Origin of the sequence: Microbulbifer guangxiensis, from assembly GCF_021729075.1 — a bacterium.
Taxonomy (GTDB): domain Bacteria; phylum Pseudomonadota; class Gammaproteobacteria; order Pseudomonadales; family Cellvibrionaceae; genus Microbulbifer; species Microbulbifer guangxiensis.
In genome coordinates, this window is the sequence record NZ_JAJSAQ010000001.1 from 98,158 (window position 1) to 120,510 (window position 22,353).

The following is a 22,353-nucleotide window of genomic DNA, read 5'->3' on the forward strand; positions in this document are numbered from 1 at the left end:
GCTGCCGATATTGGGGTGGCGTTTGTCGCTCTCCACCCGCTGAGGTAACGCAGGGGTAGAGAGGTCAACGCAATAACAATAATGAGGTTGGCTCAATGAGTGATCGCGTTACAGGTACCGTCAAGTGGTTTAACAATGCCCGGGGTTACGGATTTATCACCTGTGGAGAAGGTACCGAGGATATTTTCGTTCACTATCGCAGTATTCGCGGCGAAGGATATAAGACCCTGAATGAGGGTCAGGCCGTTGAATTTGAAATGCAGAAAGGTGACAAGGGATTGTTGGCGGAAGATGTCGTTCCCTGCGAATGAGTCCCCGATAAGAACTTTTTTGTAATTGCCACTCCCTCAGGGCGGGCCAGCTCCACATTGTTGAGCCCGCTGCAGGAGCACTGGTACACCAAGGCGGGCCAAAGCCCGCCTTTTTCATGCCCGTCTGAAAAGTGGCGGGGCGGTTACGGACCGCCCACCACCCGCAGCAGTTGGCCACAGAACCAGGCTGCATAGGTGCCCAGTGCGTAGCCGAAGACCGCCAGCAGAACACCGACCGGTGCCAGCGAGGGGTGGAAAGCCGCAGCCACTACCGGCGCCGAGGCGGCGCCGCCTACATTCGCCTGGCTGCCAACGGCCATAAAGAAGGTCGGCGCCTTGATCAGTTTGGCCACCAGCAGCATCAGGCCTGCATGGATCGCCATCCAGATCGCCCCCAGCAGGAACAACTCCGGGCTGTCCCGCAGCGCGGTGATATCCATGTGGGTGCCGATGGTGGCCACCAGGAAGTAGATGAAGACCGTGCCGATCCTGGAGGCACCTGCACCTTCCAGTTTGGAGGCCGGGGAGAATGCCATTGCCACCCCCAGGGTGGTGGCAATGATGATGAGCCAGAAGAACTGGCTGGTGAAACTGAAGCGGGCCAGCTGCGGTGCGTTGGCCTGGAACCAGGGCGCCAGCACGTCGGCGAAGCCGTGTGCAATGGCAGTAACCCCGAAGCCCACCGCGGCAATCAGCATCAGGTCCGGCAGGGACGGGATGCGGGAGTGCTTTTTCTGCAGGGTCTCGACTTTCTCCCGCAGTTCGGTGATCGCGGTGGTGTCGGCGCCGCGTCGGGCATCCAGCTGCTTCGCATTGCCCGCCATGATCAGCAGTACCGCCATCCAGATGTTGGCGATGATCACGTCCACCGCCACCATGGCGGAGAACACCTGGTCCCCCACGCTGAAGATTTCCTTCATGGCGGTCTGGTTGGCGCCGCCGCCGATCCAGCTGCCCGCGACCGTGGTCATCCCACGCCACACCGCATCCGGTCCGCTCACGCCGAGGATGCCGGGATCGATCGTAGACATGATCAGCAGGGCGATTGGGCCCCCGATCACGATACCCAGGGTACCGGTCAGGAACATCACCAGGGCCTTGGGGCCCAGGTTGGCGATGGCCTTCAGGTCGATGCTCAGTGTCAGCAGGACCAGGCTCGCCGGCAGCAGGTAGCGGGAGGCCACGTAATACAGATTGGACTGTTCCGCATCGATGATGCCGAACGTGGTCAGCAATGAGGGAAGGAAATAGCACAGCAGCAGTGCCGGGACAAAACGGTAAAAGCGCTTCCAGAAGCGATGCTCACTGCCGGCGGTGTAGAAAACAAAGCCGAGGATGGCGGCGAGCATGCCGAGGATGATGGCGTCGTTCGTAATCATGGGTCGGTCGTACTTCCGTTGTCTTTATTATCGGGATCGTCGGGACCGCACATTGTGATGGCGGTGAGGGGCGGGCAGGGCCGTCCTTTGCAGGCGGCCCGCATCGCCCGCTTTAGCTTCAGGGAGCCTCAGCTTCAGGGAGTCTCGGGCGTTGTCTGCGGCTCCTCCTGCTCCACGGTCCGCACTTCGATGAGTACGCCAAAGCGGGGATGGTCGAGGTAGTGGAGCTCGCCACTGCGCATACGGCGCTCCTGCTGCAGCAGGGCAACGCGGGTGGCGGTCATGGGTGCACGGGGCTCAGCGCTCATTGTCGACAAAGTCGCAGGGCGCGCCGCAACCTGCCCGGCCAGGTCCATGGGCTCCCCGAAAACTTCCGGCTCGGCAACCGGGGGCAGGGGCAGGGTGATGCTCCCGGCGTTGGGGATAGCCGCAGACAGGGTGCCCGGCCCGAAGTCACTCAGCCACAGGTTGGTGCTCAGGTGCAGGTAGCGGGCAACGCTGATGGTGACAGAGCCCTCCAGCTGGTGGTTCTCGCCACGGCGTTCGCCACCGCTGATGACGACGGCGGGGCTTCTGCGCTTGTTCTGTAAAACCTGTTGCCAGGCCTTGTGGAAGAGTACCTGCTGCCCGCGGGCGCGCCGGATGGCCGCGGCCTTGTTGTCGAGGCGGGTGGCAACCGGTCGCAGTACCGGGCTGTCGCCGCCCATGGTGTCGAAACCGACCCACTGCTGCGGGTACTCCAGCCGCGGGGAAGAGGGCCAGTTCTCACCGCTCTGGGCCATGCCGCTGTCCCGACTGAAGACGATCATCTCGATCTCAAAGGTGTTGCCGGCGTAGTTCTTCGCTGCGGCAATGCCGGAGGCGGTGGCGAGGACCAGGCTCGCACACAAGTGCAGGAATCTTCTCATGGTGATACCGCTTTGATCGTTAGGGTTCCATTGCCGGCCCCGGAGCGCCGGAAAGCTGCAGTCTATCATTGCGCCAGCCGCTCCAACACTCCCGACACCTGTGCCAGGCGTTCCTCCGGGCCGCTCTCGTCGAGGGCAAAGGTCAGCTGGTTGGCCCCCGCCAGCTGGTAGACACCGGGCTGGTTCTGCACCAGCTTGACCAGGGTCAGCGGGTCGACACTGGTGGATTCGGAGAACTCGATACGGCCGCGGGCTGCGGAGGCTTCCAGCTTGCGGATACCCATGGTATTGGCCTGCAGCTTGATTTCCGTGGTGCGGAACAGGTGCTTGACGGGTTCCGGCAGCAGGCCGAACCGGTCGATCATCTCTACCTGTAGCTCCCGCAATTCATTGCGGTCGGCGGCATTGGCAATCCGCTTGTACATGATCAGGCGTCCGTGAACATCGGGCAGGTAGTCTTCAGGAATCAGAGCCGGCACGCGCAGGTTGACGTCCACCGCCGGGGATTCCAGCGGTTCGTCGATATTCGGCGTCCTGCCTTCGCGGATGGCCTTGACGGCCCGATCCAGCATTTCCATGTACAGGTTGAAGCCGACGCTCTGGATCTGGCCGCTCTGCTCTTCGCCCAGCAGCTCACCGGCGCCCCGGATCTCGAGGTCGTGGGTGGCGAGGGTAAAGCCGGCGCCCAGGTCCTGGGCCTCGCTGATGGCCTCGAGACGCTTGACCGCGTCGCTGGTCATGGACCGCTTGCCGGGAGTCAGCAGGTAGGCGTAGGCCTGGTGGTGGGAGCGACCCACGCGGCCGCGCAGCTGGTGCAGCTGGGCAAGGCCAAACTTGTCGGCCCGCTCGATCAGGATGGTGTTGGCACTGGGGACGTCGATCCCGGTTTCGATGATGGTGGTGCAGACCAGCACGTTGAAACGCTTGTGGTAAAAGTCGCTCATCACCTGCTCGAGCTCCCGCTCGCGCATCTGGCCGTGGCCCACCGCGATGCGGGCTTCCGGCACCAGCGCTTCCAGCTCCCGGGCGATGCGCTCGATGCTCTTTACCTCGTTGTGCAGGAAATAGACCTGACCACCACGCAGGATTTCGCGGAGGATGGCCTCCTTGATGAGCGCCTCGTCCCGCTGGCGGACAAAGGTCTTCACCGAGAGCCGGCGTGCCGGCGGGGTGGCGATCACAGACAGGTCGCGGATACCGGACATGGCCATGTTCAGGGTGCGGGGGATCGGGGTGGCAGTCAGGGTGAGGATATCCACCTCCGCCCGCAGGCTCTTGAGGCGCTCCTTCTGTCGCACGCCAAAGCGGTGCTCCTCATCGATCAGCAGCAGGCCCAGGTTCTTGAAGTCCAGATCGCTCTGCAGCAGCTTGTGGGTGCCGACCAGGATATCCACCTTGCCTGAGGCGACCCGCTCCTTGACGCTGTCCACTTCCTTGCCGGAGCGGAAGCGGGAGATCACCTCCACATTCACCGGCCAGTCGGCGAAGCGGTCCTGGAAGGACTGGAAGTGCTGCTGGGCCAGCAGGGTAGTGGGCACCAGCATGGCCACCTGCTTGCCGGCGTGCGCGGCGGCGAAGGCCGCACGCATGGCCACTTCGGTCTTGCCGAACCCCACATCGCCGCAGACGAGCCGGTCCATAGGCTTGTCGGACAACATGTCCGCCACCACCGCCTCGATGGCCGCCTGCTGGTCCGGTGTCTCCTCGAACGGGAAGCCGGCGGTGAATTCACGGTAGGCGAGGCCTGGGTCGTCGAACGCGTGCCCGACCCGGGCCTCCCGCCGCGCGTAGATATCCAGCAACTCCGCCGCCGCATCCCTGACCTTTTCGGCGGCCTTGCGCTTGGCCTTCTGCCACTGCTCACTGCCGAGCTTGTGCAGCGGTGCCAGCGCCTCATCGGCGCCGGAATAGCGGCTGATCAGGTGCAGGCTGGCGACCGGCACATAGAGTTTTGCTTCATCCGCGTATTCGAGGGTGAGGAATTCCGCCGGCTGCCCGTCGATATCCAGGCTCTGCAGGCCCCGGTAGCGGCCGACCCCGTGATCGATATGTACCACTGGCGAACCGATGCGAAGCTCGGCCAGGTTCTTGACCACATTTTCCGCATCGTCCTTGGCTTTCTTGCGGCGCCGCTGCTGCAGCACCCGCTCACCGAACAGCTGCGGTTCGGCAATCAGGCTGACGGCCGGAGACTCCAGTAGCAGGCCCTGGTCGAGCGGGGCCACGGCGATGCCATGGCTGGCATCGCTGGCGAGGAACTCGCTCCAGGAGTTGAACGGAGTCGGTTTCAGGCGGATCCCCTTCAGCAGATCCAGTAGCGCCTCGCGGCGACCGCCCGACTCTGCGCAGAACAGGACACGGCCGGAGTGCTCCAGCAGATAGCTTTCGAGCCTGGCGAGGGGTTGTTCCGCCTTGCCGTCGACCGGCAGGCTGGCCGGGGGCCGGGTGGCGAAGTTGTAATTGCCGGCAGCTTCTTCCAGTGTGTCCTCAGAGAAAATGGCGCGCGGCAGGTTCTTCAGTGCGCCGTTGAATTCTTCCTGCCGCAACAGGATTTCTGCTGGCGGCAGGATCGGCCGGGTCAGGTCGCCGCGGCGGCTTTCATAGCGGTTGTTCACCTCGCGCCAGAAGTTTTCCAGCGGTTTCTGTATGTCTCCCTGCAGGAAGGCCGCACTGCCTTCGGGCAGGTAGTCAAACAGGCTGGCGCAGTCGCCACCGAAGAACAATGGCAGGTAGTACTCGATGCCGGCCGGGGCGATGCCGGCACTGATATCCTGGTAAATCGGTACATTAGCCGGGTCGCATTCGAACGCCTCGTGCCAGTGGGCAAGGAAGCCGGAAAGGGCGGCCTTGTGCATCGGGAATTCCCGGGCCGGCAGTAACTGAACTGAATCCACCCGCTCCACCGTGCGCTGGGTCTCGGGGTCAAAAGTGCGCAGGGACTCGATTTCGTCGTCGAACAGGTCGATGCGGAAGGGCAGGGAGCTGCCCATGGGGAACAGGTCCATCAGTGAGCCGCGCACGGCAAACTCACCGTGCTCGTACACGGTATCGACGCAGTGGTAACCCGCCTGCTCCAGCGCCCTCCGCTGCGTATCCAGGTCGAACTTCTGCCCCTCCTCCAGTAACAGTGCGTTGCCGGATATGTAGTCCCTCGGCGACAGGCGGTGCATCAGTGTGCTGACCGGCGCGATGACGATTCCTTTTTTCATCCGGGGCAGGCGATAGAGTGTTGCCAGCCGGTCCGAGATGATGTCCTGGTGCGGGGAAAAAGTGTCGTAGGGCAGAATCTCCCAGTCCGGGAAGTGGATGATCTCCAGCTCGTCATCAGACTGGCTGGCAGGGGCCCCATCTCGCGATCGTTTGTTAAAAAATTTCAGCTGCACCTCCAGCCGGTGCGCTTCCTGACTGTCCCGGGTGACCAGCAGCACGGGTGCCTGCCGACGCTGGGCGGCATTGAGGATGGCCAGTGCGGCCGCCGAACCATGCAACTGGCCCCAGAACTGGCGATCTGAGGAACTTTGAAATTCCGGTGGGGAGAGGGGGTTCAGAGAGGTCATGTTTACCTTGTAAATCCGCGCATTTCCTCGGGGAGGGGGTGAGGGTGCGCTATTGTACCGGTGATGTGCTCCCGGCGCAGTCATGGTCATTTTCTGGTCGGCGGCAGGCTCGGTCCCGGTGGTTGATTTGGGCGATACCGTCGCGGCCCTGCGGGCAGAACAAATTGGTAGTTTAACTACAATTTTTAGATGGTTTTTTGCTCGGTTGCGCGGTCTGGGGGTAATACTGATAATGCGCAGCCACGTGGCCCGGGGCGCCCGGAATGCCATGTTTTTCCTGCCTACCCATCATATTGCAGAGGTGTCTGACAGTGACTCAGAAGCGACCCAAGCCCGCGGATTTTTTCAAGGACTGGAAAGAGCGCGAAGCGCTGGCTGAAGCCATGATCCCGATGATTGGCAAGCTCAATCGCGAGCGCAACGTCGGTATTTATATGTACGGCCGCAACCTGGTGAACCGTTCCGTACTGAGCATCATGAAGGCGCATCGCTTCGTGCGGCAGGTGGAGGAGAACGAGCTTTCCGAGTGGGAGAGCTTCCCGGTCCTGGAGGCGATCAGCAAGCTGGACCTGGGTCCGGTCCATATCGACCTCGGCACCCTGACCAACAAATACATGCGCGATGACCGCGGCCTGTCCGTGGACGAGTTTGTGAAGGAAGAGCTGGCCGACGCCGAAGGCGCGGGGAAGCCAATCCCTCAGCCCCGTGACGTGGTGATCTACGGTTTCGGCCGCATCGGGCGCCTGGTTGCCCGTCTGCTGATCGAGAAGGCCGGTAGTGGCGATGTGCTCCGCCTGCGTGCCATCGTGCTGCGCAAGGGCAAGGCCGACAACGACCTGGTCAAGCGCGCTTCCCTGCTGCGCCGCGATTCTGTGCATGGCGCCTTCAACGGCACCATTCGTGTGGATGAAGAAACCAGCAGCCTGATCTGCAACGGCAACGAGATCAAGGTGATCTACGCCAACTCCCCGCAAGAGGTGGATTACACCACGCACGGTATCCACGACGCGATCATCGTGGACAGCACTGGCGTGTGGCGCGACGAGGCAGGCCTGGCCCAGCACCTGGAGTCCCCGGGCGCAGCCAAGGTGATTCTGACGGCACCGGGCAAGGGCGATATCAAGAACATCGTTTACGGCATCAACAATGGCGAAATCAAGCCGGAAGACAAGATCCTGTCCGCGGCCTCCTGCACCACCAATGCCATCGTGCCGGTGCTGAAGGCGATGATGGACGGTTTCGGGGTTGAGCACGGCCACGTCGAGACAGTGCACGCCTACACCAACGACCAGAACCTGATCGACAACTACCACAAGGGCGAGCGTCGCGGTCGCGCTGCAGCGCTCAACATGGTGCTGACCGAGACTGGTGCCGCCAAGGCAGTCTCCAAGGCTCTGCCGGAGCTGAAGGGTAAGCTGACCGGAAATGCGATCCGGGTCCCGACGCCCAACGTGTCCATGGCGATCCTCAACCTGCGCCTGGGCCGCGAGACCACCAAGGAAGAGGTGAACGAGTATATGCGCGAGGTGGCGCTCCACTCGCCGCTGCGCCAGCAGATTGACTACACCAACTCCCCGGAAGTGGTCTCCAGTGACTTCGTCGGTTCCCGCAGGGCCTGCGTTTACGACTCCATCGCCACCATTGTCGATGGCGACAATGCCGTGCTGTACTGCTGGTATGACAACGAATTTGGTTACAGCTGTCAGGTGGTGCGCTGCCTGGAAGACATGGCGGGTGTCCGCTACGCGCTGTTCCCGAAGAAAGACTGATTCTCCAGCGCTGGAGAGTTCACGGTTGGCGACCGCCGGTGTCGCCGACCGGCCGGTCCCGGCTGTGCAAAAGCCGGGAGCCGGCGTTCCATCCTATCCTTCCCATCTCCTTCCAACTTCCTGTTTTTTCAGCGAAAAAAACCTCGCAACGGGTCATTTCGGCCGCTTACGCTCTGGTAATGCAGGGGGGGCGTCTTTATAATGCGCGCGATTTTGTGGGGCCACCGTGCGCCAAAGAAGTGATTCTCCTTCTGCCCGATCTCGGGCCCAGCGGTATAAGACCTCGCGCGACAGGATTTCCCGGGTGTGCCCGAGCCAGGCCCGACAGGGTGAAGCCCTGATTCAGGCCGGGGGAGCGGCCCGCCCGCAGTCTTTCAAACTAGAAACTTAGGCATAGGCGTATGAGAAAGATCCGTCGGGGATTGGATTTACCCATATCCGGCGCGCCCAAGCAGGCCATCCAGGATGGCCCTGCGCTCAAGACCGTCGCAGTGCTCGGCCCCGATTACCACGGGATGAAGCCGACCATGGCGGTGGCTGAGGGGGATCGCGTCAAACTCGGACAGCTGCTGTTCACCGATAAGAAGACCGAAGGTGTGCGTTACACGGCGCCGGCCGCCGGTCGTGTGGCGGCCATCAACCGCGGTGCCCGTCGTGCCCTGCAGTCTGTCGTCATCGAAATCGATGGTGACGAAGCTGAAGAGTTCGCTTCCTACGGTGCTGACCAGCTGGCCACCCTGACCGGTGAACAGGTTCGCGAGAACCTGATTCAGTCCGGTCTGTGGACTGCGCTGCGCACCCGCCCTTACAGCAAGGTGCCGGCTCTGGACGCAGAGCCCGAGGCAATCTTCATCAATGCCATGGACACCAATCCACTGGCAGCTGACCCGGCCGTGATCATCGCCGAGCAACGCAATGCGTTCGAGCAGGGCATTCAGGTCCTCTCCCGCCTCGCGGACACCACCTTCGTCTGCACGGCGCCCGAGGCTGATATCCCGGTTCCCAGCGTTTCCGGTATCCGCCGCGAAACCTTTGCCGGTCCGCATCCGGCCGGTCTGTCCGGCACCCACATCCACTTCCTGCGCCCGGTGAAAGCCGGCCGGAGTGTATGGACCATCAACTATCAGGACGTGATCGCGGTGGGCAAGCTGTTCACCACCGGTCGCCTGTACACCGACCGTGTCGTCGCTCTGGGTGGCCCGCGGGTCAAGCAGCCGCGTCTGCTGCGCACCCGCCTGGGTGCCGATCTCAATACCCTGGTCAACGGCGAGACTGTCGGCGATGACAACCGGGTAATCTCCGGTTCCGTTTTCGGAGGCCATACCGCTGAGGGGGCACTGGCATTCCTCGGTCGTTACCACAACCAGGTCTGCGTGCTCCAGGAAGGCCGTGAGCGTCCGTTCCTGCACTACCTGCGTGCCGGTAACAAGCGTTTCTCTGCGCTGCCGATCTACCTCTCAGGCCTGTTCAAGGGTAAGAAGTTCGACTTCACCACCAGCACCAATGGTTCAGAGCGTGCCATGGTGCCGATCGGTGCCTATGAGCGCGTGATGCCGCTGGACATCCTCCCGACTCAGTTGCTGCGTGCGCTGATCGTGGGCGATACCGCCACCGCCCAGCAACTGGGTGCCCTGGAGCTGGATGAAGAAGATCTGGCCCTGTGCACTTTCATCTGCCCGGGCAAGTACGAGTACGGCCCCATTTTGCGGGACAACCTGACCCGTATTGAGAAGGAGGGTTAAGGATGATGCGCAAATTCCTCGATTCGATTGAGCCGCACTTCCACAAGGGTGGTAAGTACGAAAAGTTCTACGCGCTGTACGAAGCGATCGACACCGGTCTGTTCCAGCCCGCCGATCGCACCAAGACCACTGCCCATGTGCGTGACGGCATCGACCTGAAACGCATCATGATCAGCGTGTGGGCCTGCGCGATGCTGGCTGCATTCTGGGGTATGTGGAATATCGGTTATCAGTCCAACCTGATCATCGCCGATATGGGCACCACCGAGTTCGACGGCTGGCGCCACGCAATCATTGGCGCGCTGACCAGCTACAACCCGGCCAGCACCTGGGACAACTTCGTCTACGGTGCCATGTTCTTCCTGCCGATCTACCTCACCACTTTCGTGGTCGGTGGTATCTGGGAAGTACTGTTCGCAGCGGTGCGCGGTCATGAGGTGAACGAAGGCTTCTTCGTGACCTCCATCCTGTTCGCGCTGAGCTGCCCGCCGGACCTGCCCCTGTGGCTGGTGGCCATGGGTATCAGCTTCGGTGTTGTGATCGGTAAGGAAGTGTTCGGTGGTACCGGCAAAAACTTCCTGAACCCGGCACTGACCGGCCGTGCTTTCCTCTACTTTGCCTACCCGGCATCCATGTCCGGTGACATGGTATGGACTGCGGTCGACGGTTACACCGGCGCCACTGCACTGTCCGTACTGGCCAGTGAGGGCGTGCAGAACGGTGTGATCAACGCCGCTTCCGGTCCGCTGACCTGGTGGGATGCCTTCTTCGGCAACATGCACGGTTCCATTGGTGAGACTTCCACCTTTGTGATCCTGATTGCCGGCGCCATCCTGATGGGCATGAAGATCGCCAGCTGGCGCATCGTAGCCGGCACCATGCTGGGCATGATGGCAACCGCCACGCTGTTCAACTTCATCGGTTCCGACACCAACCTGTTCTTCAACGTGCCGTGGTACTGGCATCTGGTAGTGGGTGGTTTCGCGTTTGGCCTGATCTTCATGACCACCGACCCGGTGTCCGCCGCCATGACCAACATGAGCCGCTGGTACTACGGCATCCTGATCGGTGTCATGACCGTCCTGATCCGTGTCGTGAACCCGGCCTTCCCGGAAGGCATCATGCTGGCGATCCTGTTCGCCAACCTGTTCGCGCCGCTGTTTGACCACTTCGTGGTGCAGTCCAATATCAAACGGAGGTTGGCACGTGGCTAATAAAGATTCCGTCAAGGGAACACTGATCGTAGCCCTGGTGCTGTGTATCGTCTGTTCCGTCATCGTCTCCACCGCCGCGGTGATGCTGAAGCCGATGCAGCAATCCAATGCTGCACTGGACCTGAAGCGCAACGTACTGCTGGCTGGTGGCCTGATCGACCCGTCCGAGGCTGGTCGCGCAGCGGTTGAAGCGGCGTTTGCGAACGTCACCACCAAGTATGTTGACCTCCGCACCGGCCAGTTCACTGACGAGGCTCCGGCCGGCGGCAGTGGCCGTGCGGCTGCCAAGATCCCGTCCGCCAGTGAAAAGCTGTCACCGGAGCAGGACATCGCCAAGATCATCCGCCGGGAGCACATCAAAGAGGTGTACCTGGTCGAGCAGAACGGCGAACTGCAGAAGATCATCCTGCCGGTTCGCGGCTATGGTCTGTGGGGTCAGCTGTACGGCTTCCTGGCGCTGAAGAGCGACCTGAATACCGTCGCCGGTATCGGTTTCTATGAGCACAAGGAAACCCCCGGACTGGGCGGTGAGGTGGACAATCCCAACTGGAAAGCGATCTGGGAAGGCAAGCAAGCCTACGCCGCCGATGGCGACGTAGCCCTGAGCGTGATCAAGGGTAGTGTCGACCAGAACACCCCGAATGCAGAGCACAAGGTTGATGGCCTGTCTGGCGCAACCCTGACCAGCAAGGGTGTCGACAACCTGGTTGAATTCTGGCTCGGCAGTGAGGGCTATGGTCCCTTCCTGAAAAACCTGAAAGCAGGGGAGGCGTAAGCATGAAAGTCAAAGATACTCTGCTGGAACCCATTTTTAACAACAACCCCATTGCCCTGCAGATCCTTGGTATCTGTTCCGCCCTGGCGGTAACCAGCTCCATGAAAGTGACGCTGGTGATGTGTGTGGCCCTGACCGTGGTGGTCTGCTGTTCCAACGTGCTGGTCTCCCTGATCCGCACCCAGATCCCGAACAGCATCCGCATCATCGTGCAGATGACCGTGATTGCCTCCCTGGTAATCCTGGTGGACCAGGTGATCAAGGCGCTGGCATACGACATCTCCAAGCAGCTGTCAGTATTCGTCGGCCTGATCATCACCAACTGTATCGTAATGGGCCGTGCGGAAGCGTTCGCGATGAAGAATGGCCCGGTGGCCAGCTTCTTTGACGGCCTGGGCAACGGTCTCGGCTACAGCGTGATTCTGATCGGCCTGGCGTTCATTCGTGAACTGTTCGGTGCCGGCAAGCTGCTGGGTGTCACCATCCTGGAAACCGTGAACAACGGTGGCTGGTATGTGCCCAACGGTATGCTGCTGCTGCCGCCCAGCGCCTTCTTCCTGATCGGCCTGTTCATCTGGGCGATCCGTACCTGGAAGCCGGCGCAGGTGGAAGAAGAAGAGTTCAAGATTGCGCCGAACACCAAAGCGCAGGAGGCCTGATAAGTGGAACATTATATTTCTCTGATTGTCCGGGCCGTCTTCGTTGAGAACATGGCGCTGGCCTTCTTCCTGGGCATGTGTACCTTCCTGGCGGTGTCCAAGAAGGTGGATGCGGCCATCGGCCTCGGTGTGGCGGTCATCTTCGTACTGACGCTCACCGTGCCGGTGAACAACCTGATCTACACCTACCTGCTGAAGGATGGTGCACTGGCGTGGGCAGGTTATCCGGATGTGGACCTGAGCTTCCTGGGCCTGTTGTCATACATCGGCGTAATCGCCGCACTGGTACAGATCCTTGAGATGTTCCTGGATAAGTATGTACCGGCGCTCTACAACGCCCTGGGTGTGTTCCTGCCGCTGATTACCGTGAACTGCGCCATCATGGGTGCATCACTGTTCATGGTGGAGCGCGAGTACAACTTCGGCGAGAGTGTTGCCTATGGTTTCGGTGCTGGCCTCGGCTGGGCGCTGGCGATTACTGCCCTCGCCGGTATCCGCGAAAAACTCAAGTACAGTGATGTGCCTGAAGGCCTGAAGGGCCTGGGTATCACCTTTATCACCGTTGGTCTGATGTCCCTGGGCTTCATGTCCTTCGGCGGTATCGATATCTAAGCGGGGGAGCGCATTAGCATGAATCTGGAAATTATTCTCGGCGTTTTGATGTTCACCATCATCGTGATTGCGCTGGTGGCGGTCATTCTCGTCGCCCGCTCGCGCCTGGTGAACACCGGTAACGTCAACATCCTGGTTAATGGTGAGAAGACCCTCACTGTTCCCGCTGGCGGCAAGCTGCTGCAGACCCTGGCGGCCAACAACCTGTTCCTGGCCTCTGCCTGTGGTGGTGGCGGTAGCTGCGCCCAGTGTGTGTGTAAAGTGGTCTCCGGTGGTGGCGACATGCTGCCGACCGAGGCGGCCCACTTTACTCCGCGTGAAGCGAAGCAGGGCAAGCGTCTCTCCTGTCAGGTCGCGGTAAAGCAGGACATGGAAATTGAGGTGCCGGAAGAAGTGTTCGGTGTGAAGCAGTGGGAGTGCACTGTGGAATCCAACCCGAACGTGGCGACCTTTATTAAGGAGCTGACCCTGAAGCTTCCGGAAGGTGAGAACGTCGACTTCCGTGCAGGCGGTTACGTGCAGCTGGAGGCGCCGCCCCATCACGTCAAGTTCTCCGACTTCGATATCGAAGAGGAGTACCGCGGTGACTGGGAGCATTTCGGTTTCTTCAACCTGGAGTCCAAGGTGACCGAGCCGGTAGTGCGCGCCTATTCCATGGCCAACTACCCGGAAGAGAAGGGTGTTGTGAAGTTCAACATCCGTATCGCCACCCCGCCGCCGCGCACCGAGGGTGTGCCCCCGGGCCAGATGTCCTCTTACGTCTTCAGCCTGAAGCCGGGTGACAAGATCAAGGTATACGGTCCCTTCGGTGAGTTCTTCGCCAAGGAAACCGATAACGAGATGGTCTTCATCGGTGGTGGTGCCGGCATGGCGCCGATGCGTTCACACATCTTTGACCAGCTCAAGCGCCTGAACTCCAAGCGCAAGATCAGCTTCTGGTATGGCGCCCGTTCCCTGCGCGAGATGTTCTACGAGGACGACTACAACGGCCTGCAGGAAGAGTTCGATAACTTCCAGTGGCACGTGGCACTGTCCGATCCGCAGCCGGAAGACAACTGGACCGGTTACACCGGCTTCATCCACAACGTGGTCTACGAGAACTACCTCAAGGACCACCCGGCGCCGGAAGACTGTGAGTACTACATGTGTGGTCCGCCCATGATGAACGCAGCAGTGATCAACATGCTGAAGGATCTGGGTGTCGAGGATGACAACATCCTGCTCGATGACTTCGGTGGCTGATCGCAGTGATTAGTCTGCTCGACTTAAAGCGAGTGCCGACAACAACAAAAACAGGGCCCGTTAACAGGGCCCTGTTTTTGCTTTTCGGGCTGCTGTTTTTCATCGTCGGTTGCACCCCTGGTGAAGATACCTGGCGCCTGAGCGGGCCGACCATGGGCACCAGTTACCACATTACCGTGGTGAGCCCCCCGGCTACCCTGGAGCGGGATCAGCTCCAGGCTGCGATCGATATCGAACTCCAGGCCGTGAATCAGGAGATGTCCACCTACATCCCGGATTCGGAGCTGATGCGTTTCAACCGCGGGCCAGTCGGTGAAGCGGTGCCGGTCAGTGGTCATCTTGCTGAGGTGGTGGAGCTGTCGCTGGATATTTTCCGGCGCAGTGAAGGCGCGTTCGACATTACGGTCGGCCCCCTGGTCAACCTGTGGGGATTCGGGCCGGGCCCGGAACCGGAAACCACGCCGGGCGATGACGCCATTGACGCGCTGCTGAAGACCGTCGGCTCCGACGCATTGCAGGTCGAGCGCAACCCGGATCGGCTGACCCGCACCCGGCCTGTAGAACTGGACCTGTCGGCGATCGCCAAGGGACACGGTGTCGATCGGGTGGCTCAGCTGCTGGAAGAGCAGGGCATCGAGAACTATCTCGTTGAGATCGGTGGTGAGCTGCGCACTGCTGGCGTAAACCCGAAGGGCGCCAGGTGGCGCATCGGGATCGAGAGGCCCGTTCCCTCGGGCAGTGTGGTTCAGTTGCCCGTTGAGATCAGCGGCTATGCCATGGCCACCAGTGGCGACTATCGCAATTATTACGAGCGCGATGGCGTCCGCTACGCGCACAGTATCGACCCGAGGACTGGACGCCCACTGCAGCATCGACTCGCCTCGGTGACGGTGCTGGCGGAGAGCTGCGCGGAAGCAGACGGCCTGGCCACGGCCCTCAATGTGATGGGCGCTGAGGCCGGGTTACAATTGGCGGAGCGGGAGGGGCTCGCTGTTTATATGCTGGTAAAGACGGACGAGGGCTTTGAGCCGGTCGCCAGCACTGCCTTCGAACCGTTTTTAAAGAGGTCTGAATAGAAATGATCTATATCTTTGCGTTTATCGCCGTTGCGCTGGTAATCACCGGTATGGCCCTCGGAGCCATCATCCAGAACAAGCCGCTGAAGGGCAGCTGTGGTGGCCTCAACAATATTGGCATGAAGCAGGATTGTGCGATCTGCGGCGGCGATGACGATGAGTGTCGCAAAGAGCAGGAGCGCAAGGAGCGCCTTGCAGAGGCAGCGGACCTCGCCTACGACGCAACCAAGCGCCAGTAAGTTATACAAGTACAACAAATCAGAATTATCAGAGCTGTTAGATGGCAGAGCAAAAGTTTGACCTGGTAGTAATCGGATCCGGCCCCGCTGGAGAGGCCGCCGCCATGAGCGCGGCCAAAAAGGGCATGCGAGCGGCGGTAATCGAGAAGCGTCCCGCGGTGGGTGGTAACTGCACGCACAAGGGCACGATCCCTTCCAAGGCCCTGCGTCACTCGGTCAAGCAGCTGATGCGCTATAACACCCAGCCCGTGTTCCGTACCCTGGGTGAACCCTGCCGGCTGTCTTTTCCGCAGGTCATGGAGTCGGTGCACAAAGTCATCAACTACCAGGTGGAGATGCACACCAGTTTCTACGCGCGAAACCGCGTCGAGCTGATTCTCGGTGAAGCCCGCTTCCGCGATGCCAACACGATTGAAGTACAGCTTCAGGATGGCGCCTTGGAAGTGATCAGGGCTGACAGGTTTGTTGTTGCCACCGGGTCCAGGCCGTACCGTCCGGGTGATGTGAATTTTGATCATCCCCGTGTCTATGACAGCGATACCATCCTTGAGATGCAGCACACCCCGCACTCCATGATGATTTACGGTGCCGGTGTGATTGGCTGTGAGTACGCATCCATCTTTGCGGCACTGGGAATCAAGGTTGACCTGATCAACACCCGTGGCAGCCTGCTGGAATTCCTCGATGATGAGATTTCCGATGCGCTCAGTTACCACCTCAGGGACATGGGCGTCACCGTCCGGCACCAGGAGGAGTATGCCAAAGTGGTGCCCACGGAAAATGGCGTGATCATGGAAATGCAGTCCGGTAAGCGTATCCATGCCGATGCACTCCTGTGGTGTAACGGACGCTCCGGCAACACCGGTTCACTGGGGCTGGAAAACGTGGGCCTCGAGGCCAACCATCGAGGGCAGCTGACGGTCGATGAGCACTACTGCACCGCCGTGGACAGTATTTACGCGGTGGGAGATGTGATTGGCTGGCCGAGCCTGGCCAGTGCCTCCTATGACCAGGGCAGGGCAGTCGCCGCCGCCATTGCCGGTCGTGGTCACCGGGTGATCGAGGATGCACCCACCGGGATTTACACCCTGCCGGAGATCTCTTCCGTCGGCCAGACAGAGTCCGAACTCACCGCAGCAAAAGTGCCTTACGAAGTCGGGCGGGCACTGTTCAAACATACCGCCAGGGCGCAGATTTCCGGTGAGCGTGTCGGTATGCTCAAGATCCTGTTCCATATCGAAACGCATGAGATTCTCGGCATCCACTGCTTTGGTGCGGAGGCCGCGGAGATTGTGCACATTGGCCAGGCCATCATGAAGCAGCCGGCACCCAATAATGTGATCGACTTCTTCGTCAACACCACGTTCAACTATCCGACCATGGCAGAGGCTTATCGCAGTGCCGCGCTGGATGGCCTGAACCGGGTGATGCGTCTGTGACGGAGCCGTCGCCAACGGAGTTCCGCGAGCTGGTAAAAGGGTTCTTCGAGCAGATCCCCTTCAACAGGCAGATCGGCCTGGAAATGCGTGAGCTGGATCTGGAACAGCTCACTATCTCCGCCGCTTTCGAGTTGCGTCCGGAGCTGATCGGCAATATCTGGAAGAACATCCTGCATGGCGGCGTAATCGCAACGGCGCTGGATACGGTGGGTGGGCTCACCGCGATGGTGGCCGCCTACCAGCGGCTGGGCGACATCCACTGGAAGGAAAAGGCAGAACGGCTGTCAAAGCTTGGCACGGTGGATATGCGGGTGGATTACCTCAAGCCGGGCAGGGGGGAGCACTTCGTGTGTCAGGGCTCCATCCTGCGTACCGGCAACAAGCTGGTCGTTGCGAGGATGGAGCTGGCCAACGACTCTGGTGAACTGATTGCCACCGGAACCGCCACTTATCTCTACTGATCGCTACTGGGCCTGGGCCGAAGTGTCTCGCTGCACCCGACGGTTGTTGGCGAAGAACCACTCGGTAATCCAGGCCGGATAGTTCACGTGCTTCCCGTCCACGAAGAACCCTTCGACCCCTTCACCTGCCGGCCATGCATGGCCCATTCCCGAAACCAGCAAGCTTGAAACCCTTGGTCCCTTGGCGTCACACCACTGGGAGATTTGGGCATTTTCGAGGTCTGGTTTGGCCTGGGCATTACAGTCATTGATCTCGGCAAAGTCGGCATAAACCGTGCGCGCGATGCCCGCACTCCGTTCGGCATGGGCCGGTACAACGATGCCGTCCTCGGAGCCATGCACACTGTTCCACAGCTGTGTATTGAGAAGTTCTGCCAGGGGCTCCTTTCCGGACTGTGCGGCATAGTTCAGGCAGTACTGCTTGCCCTGCTCGATAGAGACGGAAGGTGAGCCCAGGTCTGCCTTGTCACCTTTGGAGCCGGGTGTAGGGCCAGCACTGACACCGACACCGGCAAAGATCTCCGGGGCCATGCACCACAGCTGGTTGGCGATGCCACCACCAGAGGAGAGACCCGTGAGGTAGACCTGCGCCGGGTCGATGTTGAGGGATTCGTCGCCCAGTAGCTCCTCGACCATGGCGATCAGGTACGCCTGGTCACTCTCGGTGCGACTGGCCTCGGGCCCCTCATGAAAGTTCCAGCACCCGAGAAAGCCGAAGGAGCCCTCACCAGATGCCTGCGGTACCGCCACGACCATGCCGTACTCCTCCGCCACGGCCTCCCAGTTGCCCGACTCGCGGATGGTGTCATTGCGCTGCACACAGCCGTGGAGGCTCACCATCAGCGCTCGACCAGAGCCGATACGTGGCTCACTGGACGGAACATACAGAAAAGTGTCCAGCTCTCCCGCAAACTCTCGCTCCTCGGTCCAGGAGCCCGCGAGGGCGCCGTGGGATGCCATTGAGAGTAGCGCGAAGACAGGTGCCAGGACCTTTGCGCGGATATTGGTCATTGTTTGTACCCTTATAGGTGATTTACCCGGGAGTATGTTGAAGAGATTTCCCGGCAAATCTACCAGAGCCAACAGGCTTATGGCACTCCACCTTTGGTCTGAACACTGTAGGGGCTCAGCTCAGGGTCCCTGACAAAGTACCTGCAGGTGCTTTGCCGGCACTCTGAAGGTCACAGGTTTCGGCGGTGACTCCCTGGGCCCTGAGTTCTACTTTCCTGATCTTGTTGGTCGAGGTGCGCGGTAAATCCCCGGTTTTGGCGAAGCGCAGGTACCGGGGAATCGCATAGCGGGGAATGTTTTCCGTGCAGTGTTCGAGGATCGCGGCAGGGTCAAGATGCTTGTCGCTGACGATAATCGCCATGACCTCGTCCTCCCCGCCCTCGATATCTGCGGGTACGGCAATGACCGCACACTCCTGGATACCGGGATAACTCAGCAGGGCAGTCTCCACTTCGAAGGATGAAATGTTCTCGCCGCGCCGGCGGATGCAGTCTTTCAGGCGATCGACAAAGTAGAAGTAGCCATCTGCATCCATGCGGCCGGCGTCCCCGGTGTGGAACCACAGGTTTTTCCACGCCTCCAGTGTTTTTTCCGGCATCCGGTAGTAGCCGCTCATGAATCCGGCCGAGACTCTGGGGCGCACCTGGATTTCGCCAACCTCTCCGGCTGGAACAGGCAGGTCCGTCGCCGGGTCGGCGATTCGCACCTCGAAGTAGCGCTCATAGGGCTTGCCGCAGCTGCTGGGGCGGGGTGCAGCCAGTGGCGTGAACAGGGGAATGTTGACTTCGGACATGCCATACAGCTCGATCATGCGGACACCGAAGCGGCGCTGAAAGCGCTCGATGAAGGTCGGCGCTGCCGGCGCTGCGGCAATGACCCGAAGCTGATGTTCGCGCTCATCGGCGACCCCGGGTTGCTGGTCCACAAACTCAGTCATCACGCCAAGCAGGTTGGTGTGGGTAGCGCGGTGCTCCCGGATGTCGGCCAGCCAGCGCGAGGCACTGAATTTTTCACGAATGACTGCGGTGGCACCATTGATCAGGCAGGCATAAAGCTGCATGAACAGGGCGTTGCAGTGAAACAGTGGCATGTTGATGTAGTAAGTGTCGTCCTGGCGGAATTCCAGATTGTCGATGGTGCCGAGTCCGTACAGGTAGCAATGGGCATGGGGCATCATCACGGCCTTGGAGGGGCCTGTGGTGCCAGAGGTGAACATCAACCCTGCCAGATCCTGAAAGGTCGCCTGCGATACCGGTGCTTCCGTAACCTCGCCACGCAAGCGCTCGAAGTGATCGAGGGGGATGTCCAGGCGATTTTGTGCATCGGCCGGGACAGTACCGGTAACAAAGATCCGCTCCAGAGTGTCCAGTTGAGTGATTACCGGGAAGATTTTCTCCAGCTGCCCTGGGCTGCAGACCAGGACCCTGGCTTCGCTGAGGTTCAGCGCGTGGACCAGAAAGCTCCCCAGCAGTTCGGTGTTCAGCCCCACCAGGACAGCATCGGCCTGGTGGCAACCCCACCAGGTTTCGCAGAACTCCAATCCGTTGGGGAGCAGGGTGGCCACCTTTGTTCCCGGCTCAATGCCCGCATTGCGAAGGCCTGAAGCGATCTGCAGCGAGCGTTGGTGGATGTCTCCGTAAGTGAGACTCGGTCCGTCGATAAACGTGATCGCGGTTTTATCCGCTGTCGTTCTGGCCCAGTGGGCCAACACCTGGGGGGTAGTCCAGCGTTCCATGTCTCTGAGCGGATGCAATGTCATTATTCTTATCCTGCACTTTGATGTTCATACAGCCTGGAGAACGGTGGTGCAGTTGACGACACCACTGCCGCCAATATTCAGCACCGCCGCCAGTTCCGGGTTGCCCGGGTGGGCCGTACCCACCGGGCGGCCGATCAGCTGCCGGTAGGCGAAGTAGTGCATTGAAGCCCCGGTCGCGCCGACGGGGTGTCCCTTGGACTTCAATCCACCGGAGAGATTGATCTGGCAGCGGGCATCCTCGCCATACTCCCCGGCAAGATAATCCTCGCCGGCGCAGCCCTCGTCACTCAGCCCCAGGGCTTCGATGCAAAGTAGCTGATTGCTGGTAAAGCAATCGTGGACCTCCACCAGATCCAGGTCGGCCTGGGTAATGCCTGACTCCCGGTAGGCTCTGCTGGCCGAGTCGTAGGCCCCTTCCAGTTTGTGCAGGGCAGGTCGTCGCGACAGTGGCAGGTAGTCTGTTGAGATGGCGCGCCCGCGCAGTGCCACAGAGGTGGCGTCTTTCAGGCCGCTGTCGGCACGCACCAGTACCAGTGCCACTGCCCCATCGCTGATAGGGGAGCAGTCGTGCAGGTGGAGCGGGGCTGCGATGACCGGATTCTTTTCTTGCGGAAGGTCGAGAATGGCCTGGGCCGAGAGCAGCCCTGCGGTTTGAGGGAGGCTGCCGGGGCCAAATTGCGCCAGGGGATTGTGAATGCCGCGGCGATAATTCATGGCGGCGACGGTGGCAAGCATTTCGCGATACCGCTCTGTGCTGATGCCATGTCGTTGCCGGTAGCTATCCCCGAGCCTGGCAAAAAGTCCCGGGAAGGTGATGTCTCGGGCGGATTCCTCAGGCCAGTAGGAGCAACGGCCGAGTATTTCGGTAACCGCTGGGGTGCTGAGCAGTGTCATCTTTTCAATGCCCAATACCAGCGCGGTGCGAATGCGACCGGACTGCAGGGCGTCTGCGGCTGCGTGCAGTGCCATGGAGGATGAGGCGCAGGCAGCGGTAGATTGATGCACCGCCTTGAAACGCAGCCCGGGTTGCTGCTGCAGAACCAATGGCCCGAGTAACTCCTGTTGGGCAAAAGCGCCGGGGGAGCAGCTACCGACAAAAACACTGTCGATGGCACTGGCCTCGAGACCGGCTTCCATCAGGGCTTCTTCGGTAGCGTCTGCGAGCATCTGTTCCAGTGGATAGCTGTCACTGCGATCACCGGTCACTTGGTCTCGCTGGCTGTGTGCGCCAAAACGGGTGTGGCCGCCGCCAGTGATTAGTACGGTGTCCGGTTGCATCAATGCTCCCCCGTATGGGCATTGAGGAAGCGGTCAATGGCTCCAATCGATTCGGGCTCACTGAGGTCCGGGGCGTGACCGCGCTGCGGAATCGTCACTGCCTTCAGTCCTGGCAGTCGCCGTTGCATGGCAGTGAAGCAGTCTGCAGAGAGAATGTCGGATAGGGACCCCCGCAAGGCGAGTGCCGGAGTTTCCCCCAGCCCTTCAAACAGCGGCCACAGGTCCGGTGGCACGGCAGTGCTGACATCCTGCTCCATCGGTGCCGCCAGTGCCGGGTCGTAGGCGAGGACCGGTACTCCGTTGTTGTCTTCGTGATAGAGCCGCTTTGCCATCCGCACCCAGTCTTCCTCGTTATAGTCCGGGAAGGCAACACGGTTCAGTTGCTCCACCGTAGCGATGGCATCGGGCCAGTTTTCGGCTGGCCTGGTTTTCCCCACATAGCCGCGAATCCGCGCCAGGCCGGCGGGGTGGATTTCAGGCCCTACGTCATTCAATACCACGGCTTTAATCAGCTCTGGCTGGCTGCTGTGCATCAGCAGCGCCATCAAACCGCCCATGGAGGTGCCGATGATGCTTGCCTCAGCGATATCCAGGTGCCGGAGGAGGCTGAACGTATCGGCCACATAAGTGGGCAACTGGTAGCGGGCGGAATTGCTGTCCCAGTCGGACAGGCCACGGCCGCGCTGGTCTGGTACGACCACTCGATATTTTTCCGCCAGGTGCAGGGCAATGTCTTCAAAATCGGCTGAGTTGCGTGTGAGCCCGTGCAGGCAGAGGACTAGAGGTGCCTGTTCGGTGGACGGACGAACGTAATCCCGGGCATACAGGGTCAGGCCATCGGCGCTGTTATAGCGAATTTCACGATACATGGTCATGGATCGGGTACCTCAAAAACGCGCGGGGTGTGACCCCCGCGCAAGCA

19 protein-coding genes are annotated in these 22,353 nt (G+C 60.6%); 12 read left to right on the top strand and 7 right to left on the bottom strand.

The features are described 5' to 3' along the window. Positions 1-95: 95 nt before the first annotated feature. Entirely contained in the window at positions 96-311 is a 216-nt protein-coding gene (locus tag LVD12_RS00430) for a cold-shock protein (RefSeq protein ID WP_067081471.1), read from the top strand. A 143-nt stretch (positions 312-454) separates the two neighbouring features. Here LVD12_RS00430 and LVD12_RS00435 read toward each other — a convergent pair whose 3' ends face one another. From LVD12_RS00435 to mfd, 3 genes are all read right to left on the bottom strand, one after another. Further along, entirely contained in the window at positions 455-1,690 is a 1,236-nt protein-coding gene (locus LVD12_RS00435) for a DUF819 family protein (protein WP_237064778.1), read from the bottom strand. A gap of 134 nt (positions 1,691-1,824) precedes the next feature. Continuing rightward, a complete protein-coding gene (locus LVD12_RS00440) occupies positions 1,825-2,598 on the bottom strand; it encodes a CsiV family protein (protein WP_237064780.1) in 774 nt (257 codons plus the stop codon). Between the two features lie 65 nt (positions 2,599-2,663). Then, positions 2,664-6,155 (bottom strand): transcription-repair coupling factor, encoded by a 3,492-nt coding sequence (mfd, locus tag LVD12_RS00445; RefSeq protein ID WP_237064781.1) that lies wholly within the window; start codon positions 6,153-6,155, stop codon positions 2,664-2,666. Between the two features lie 263 nt (positions 6,156-6,418). Here mfd and LVD12_RS00450 point away from each other — a divergent pair, with 263 nt between their 5' ends. From LVD12_RS00450 to LVD12_RS00500, 11 genes are all read left to right on the top strand, one after another. Continuing rightward, complete coding sequence (locus LVD12_RS00450; protein WP_237064783.1) at positions 6,419-7,924, top strand: glyceraldehyde-3-phosphate dehydrogenase; 1,506 nt, start codon at positions 6,419-6,421, stop codon at positions 7,922-7,924. 401 nt (positions 7,925-8,325) lie between these two features. Continuing rightward, positions 8,326-9,666, top strand: a complete 1,341-nt coding sequence (locus tag LVD12_RS00455) for a Na(+)-translocating NADH-quinone reductase subunit A (RefSeq protein ID WP_237064785.1) — start codon at positions 8,326-8,328, stop codon at positions 9,664-9,666. Positions 9,667-9,668: 2 nt separating this feature from the next. Next, positions 9,669-10,880: an NADH:ubiquinone reductase (Na(+)-transporting) subunit B gene (locus LVD12_RS00460; RefSeq protein WP_237064787.1), complete on the top strand. Its 1,212-nt coding sequence runs from the start codon at positions 9,669-9,671 to the stop codon at positions 10,878-10,880. Further along, positions 10,873-11,655 carry a Na(+)-translocating NADH-quinone reductase subunit C gene (locus tag LVD12_RS00465; protein WP_237064788.1) on the top strand — a complete coding sequence of 261 codons (783 nt, stop codon included), beginning with the start codon at positions 10,873-10,875 and terminating at the stop codon, positions 11,653-11,655. The genes LVD12_RS00460 and LVD12_RS00465 overlap by 8 nt, the downstream gene beginning before the upstream one ends. Positions 11,656-11,657: 2 nt before the next feature. Next, positions 11,658-12,314 carry an NADH:ubiquinone reductase (Na(+)-transporting) subunit D gene (locus LVD12_RS00470; RefSeq protein WP_237064789.1) on the top strand — a complete coding sequence of 219 codons (657 nt, stop codon included), beginning with the start codon at positions 11,658-11,660 and terminating at the stop codon, positions 12,312-12,314. A 3-nt stretch (positions 12,315-12,317) separates the two neighbouring features. Then, positions 12,318-12,926: an NADH:ubiquinone reductase (Na(+)-transporting) subunit E gene (gene nqrE / locus LVD12_RS00475; RefSeq protein WP_069947765.1), complete on the top strand. Its 609-nt coding sequence runs from the start codon at positions 12,318-12,320 to the stop codon at positions 12,924-12,926. 18 nt (positions 12,927-12,944) lie between these two features. Beyond that, positions 12,945-14,168: an NADH:ubiquinone reductase (Na(+)-transporting) subunit F gene (nqrF, locus tag LVD12_RS00480; protein ID WP_237064790.1), complete on the top strand. Its 1,224-nt coding sequence runs from the start codon at positions 12,945-12,947 to the stop codon at positions 14,166-14,168. A 77-nt stretch (positions 14,169-14,245) separates the two neighbouring features. Next, the gene (locus tag LVD12_RS00485; RefSeq protein WP_237064791.1) at positions 14,246-15,244 is read left to right on the top strand and encodes an FAD:protein FMN transferase; all 999 of its coding nucleotides are present in this window, start codon (positions 14,246-14,248) and stop codon (positions 15,242-15,244) included. Between the two features lie 2 nt (positions 15,245-15,246). Then, on the top strand, positions 15,247-15,483 hold the full coding sequence (nqrM, locus tag LVD12_RS00490; protein WP_237064792.1) for a (Na+)-NQR maturation NqrM: 237 nt from the start codon (positions 15,247-15,249) through the stop codon (positions 15,481-15,483). Positions 15,484-15,524: 41 nt separating this feature from the next. Beyond that, positions 15,525-16,922: a Si-specific NAD(P)(+) transhydrogenase gene (sthA, locus tag LVD12_RS00495; protein ID WP_237064794.1), complete on the top strand. Its 1,398-nt coding sequence runs from the start codon at positions 15,525-15,527 to the stop codon at positions 16,920-16,922. Next, entirely contained in the window at positions 16,919-17,383 is a 465-nt protein-coding gene (locus LVD12_RS00500; RefSeq protein WP_237064796.1) for a thioesterase family protein, read from the top strand. The genes sthA and LVD12_RS00500 overlap by 4 nt, the downstream gene beginning before the upstream one ends. 3 nt (positions 17,384-17,386) lie before the next feature. Here the strand turns inward: LVD12_RS00500 and LVD12_RS00505 are convergent, their stop codons facing one another. From LVD12_RS00505 to LVD12_RS00520, 4 genes are all read right to left on the bottom strand, one after another. Continuing rightward, positions 17,387-18,394 (bottom strand): extracellular catalytic domain type 1 short-chain-length polyhydroxyalkanoate depolymerase, encoded by a 1,008-nt coding sequence (locus LVD12_RS00505; RefSeq protein ID WP_237064798.1) that lies wholly within the window; start codon positions 18,392-18,394, stop codon positions 17,387-17,389. 115 nt (positions 18,395-18,509) lie between these two features. Further along, the gene (locus tag LVD12_RS00510) at positions 18,510-20,153 is read right to left on the bottom strand and encodes an AMP-binding protein (RefSeq protein ID WP_237064801.1); all 1,644 of its coding nucleotides are present in this window, start codon (positions 20,151-20,153) and stop codon (positions 18,510-18,512) included. 24 nt (positions 20,154-20,177) lie between these two features. After that, positions 20,178-21,431 carry a thiolase C-terminal domain-containing protein gene (locus tag LVD12_RS00515; protein ID WP_237064803.1) on the bottom strand — a complete coding sequence of 418 codons (1,254 nt, stop codon included), beginning with the start codon at positions 21,429-21,431 and terminating at the stop codon, positions 20,178-20,180. Further along, a complete protein-coding gene (locus LVD12_RS00520; RefSeq protein WP_237064805.1) occupies positions 21,431-22,306 on the bottom strand; it encodes an alpha/beta fold hydrolase in 876 nt (291 codons plus the stop codon). Before LVD12_RS00520 ends, LVD12_RS00515 begins: the two co-directional genes overlap by 1 nt. Between the last annotated feature and the right edge of the window lie 47 nt (positions 22,307-22,353).

What these genes read in the sequence shown, in the direction of transcription:
- LVD12_RS00430 (WP_067081471.1), top strand. Translation starts at nt 96, where the DNA reads ATGAGTGATCGCGTTACAGGTACCGTCAAGTGGTTTAACAATGCCCGG.
- LVD12_RS00435 (WP_237064778.1), bottom strand. Translation starts at nt 1,690, where the DNA reads ATGATTACGAACGACGCCATCATCCTCGGCATGCTCGCCGCCATCCTC.
- LVD12_RS00440 (WP_237064780.1), bottom strand. Translation starts at nt 2,598, where the DNA reads ATGAGAAGATTCCTGCACTTGTGTGCGAGCCTGGTCCTCGCCACCGCC.
- mfd (WP_237064781.1), bottom strand. Translation starts at nt 6,155, where the DNA reads ATGACCTCTCTGAACCCCCTCTCCCCACCGGAATTTCAAAGTTCCTCA.
- LVD12_RS00450 (WP_237064783.1), top strand. Translation starts at nt 6,419, where the DNA reads ATGCCATGTTTTTCCTGCCTACCCATCATATTGCAGAGGTGTCTGACA.
- LVD12_RS00455 (WP_237064785.1), top strand. Translation starts at nt 8,326, where the DNA reads ATGAGAAAGATCCGTCGGGGATTGGATTTACCCATATCCGGCGCGCCC.
- LVD12_RS00460 (WP_237064787.1), top strand. Translation starts at nt 9,669, where the DNA reads ATGATGCGCAAATTCCTCGATTCGATTGAGCCGCACTTCCACAAGGGT.
- LVD12_RS00470 (WP_237064789.1), top strand. Translation starts at nt 11,658, where the DNA reads ATGAAAGTCAAAGATACTCTGCTGGAACCCATTTTTAACAACAACCCC.
- nqrF (WP_237064790.1), top strand. Translation starts at nt 12,945, where the DNA reads ATGAATCTGGAAATTATTCTCGGCGTTTTGATGTTCACCATCATCGTG.
- nqrM (WP_237064792.1), top strand. Translation starts at nt 15,247, where the DNA reads ATGATCTATATCTTTGCGTTTATCGCCGTTGCGCTGGTAATCACCGGT.
- sthA (WP_237064794.1), top strand. Translation starts at nt 15,525, where the DNA reads ATGGCAGAGCAAAAGTTTGACCTGGTAGTAATCGGATCCGGCCCCGCT.
- LVD12_RS00505 (WP_237064798.1), bottom strand. Translation starts at nt 18,394, where the DNA reads ATGACCAATATCCGCGCAAAGGTCCTGGCACCTGTCTTCGCGCTACTC.
- LVD12_RS00510 (WP_237064801.1), bottom strand. Translation starts at nt 20,153, where the DNA reads ATGACATTGCATCCGCTCAGAGACATGGAACGCTGGACTACCCCCCAG.
- LVD12_RS00515 (WP_237064803.1), bottom strand. Translation starts at nt 21,431, where the DNA reads ATGCAACCGGACACCGTACTAATCACTGGCGGCGGCCACACCCGTTTT.
- LVD12_RS00520 (WP_237064805.1), bottom strand. Translation starts at nt 22,306, where the DNA reads ATGACCATGTATCGTGAAATTCGCTATAACAGCGCCGATGGCCTGACC.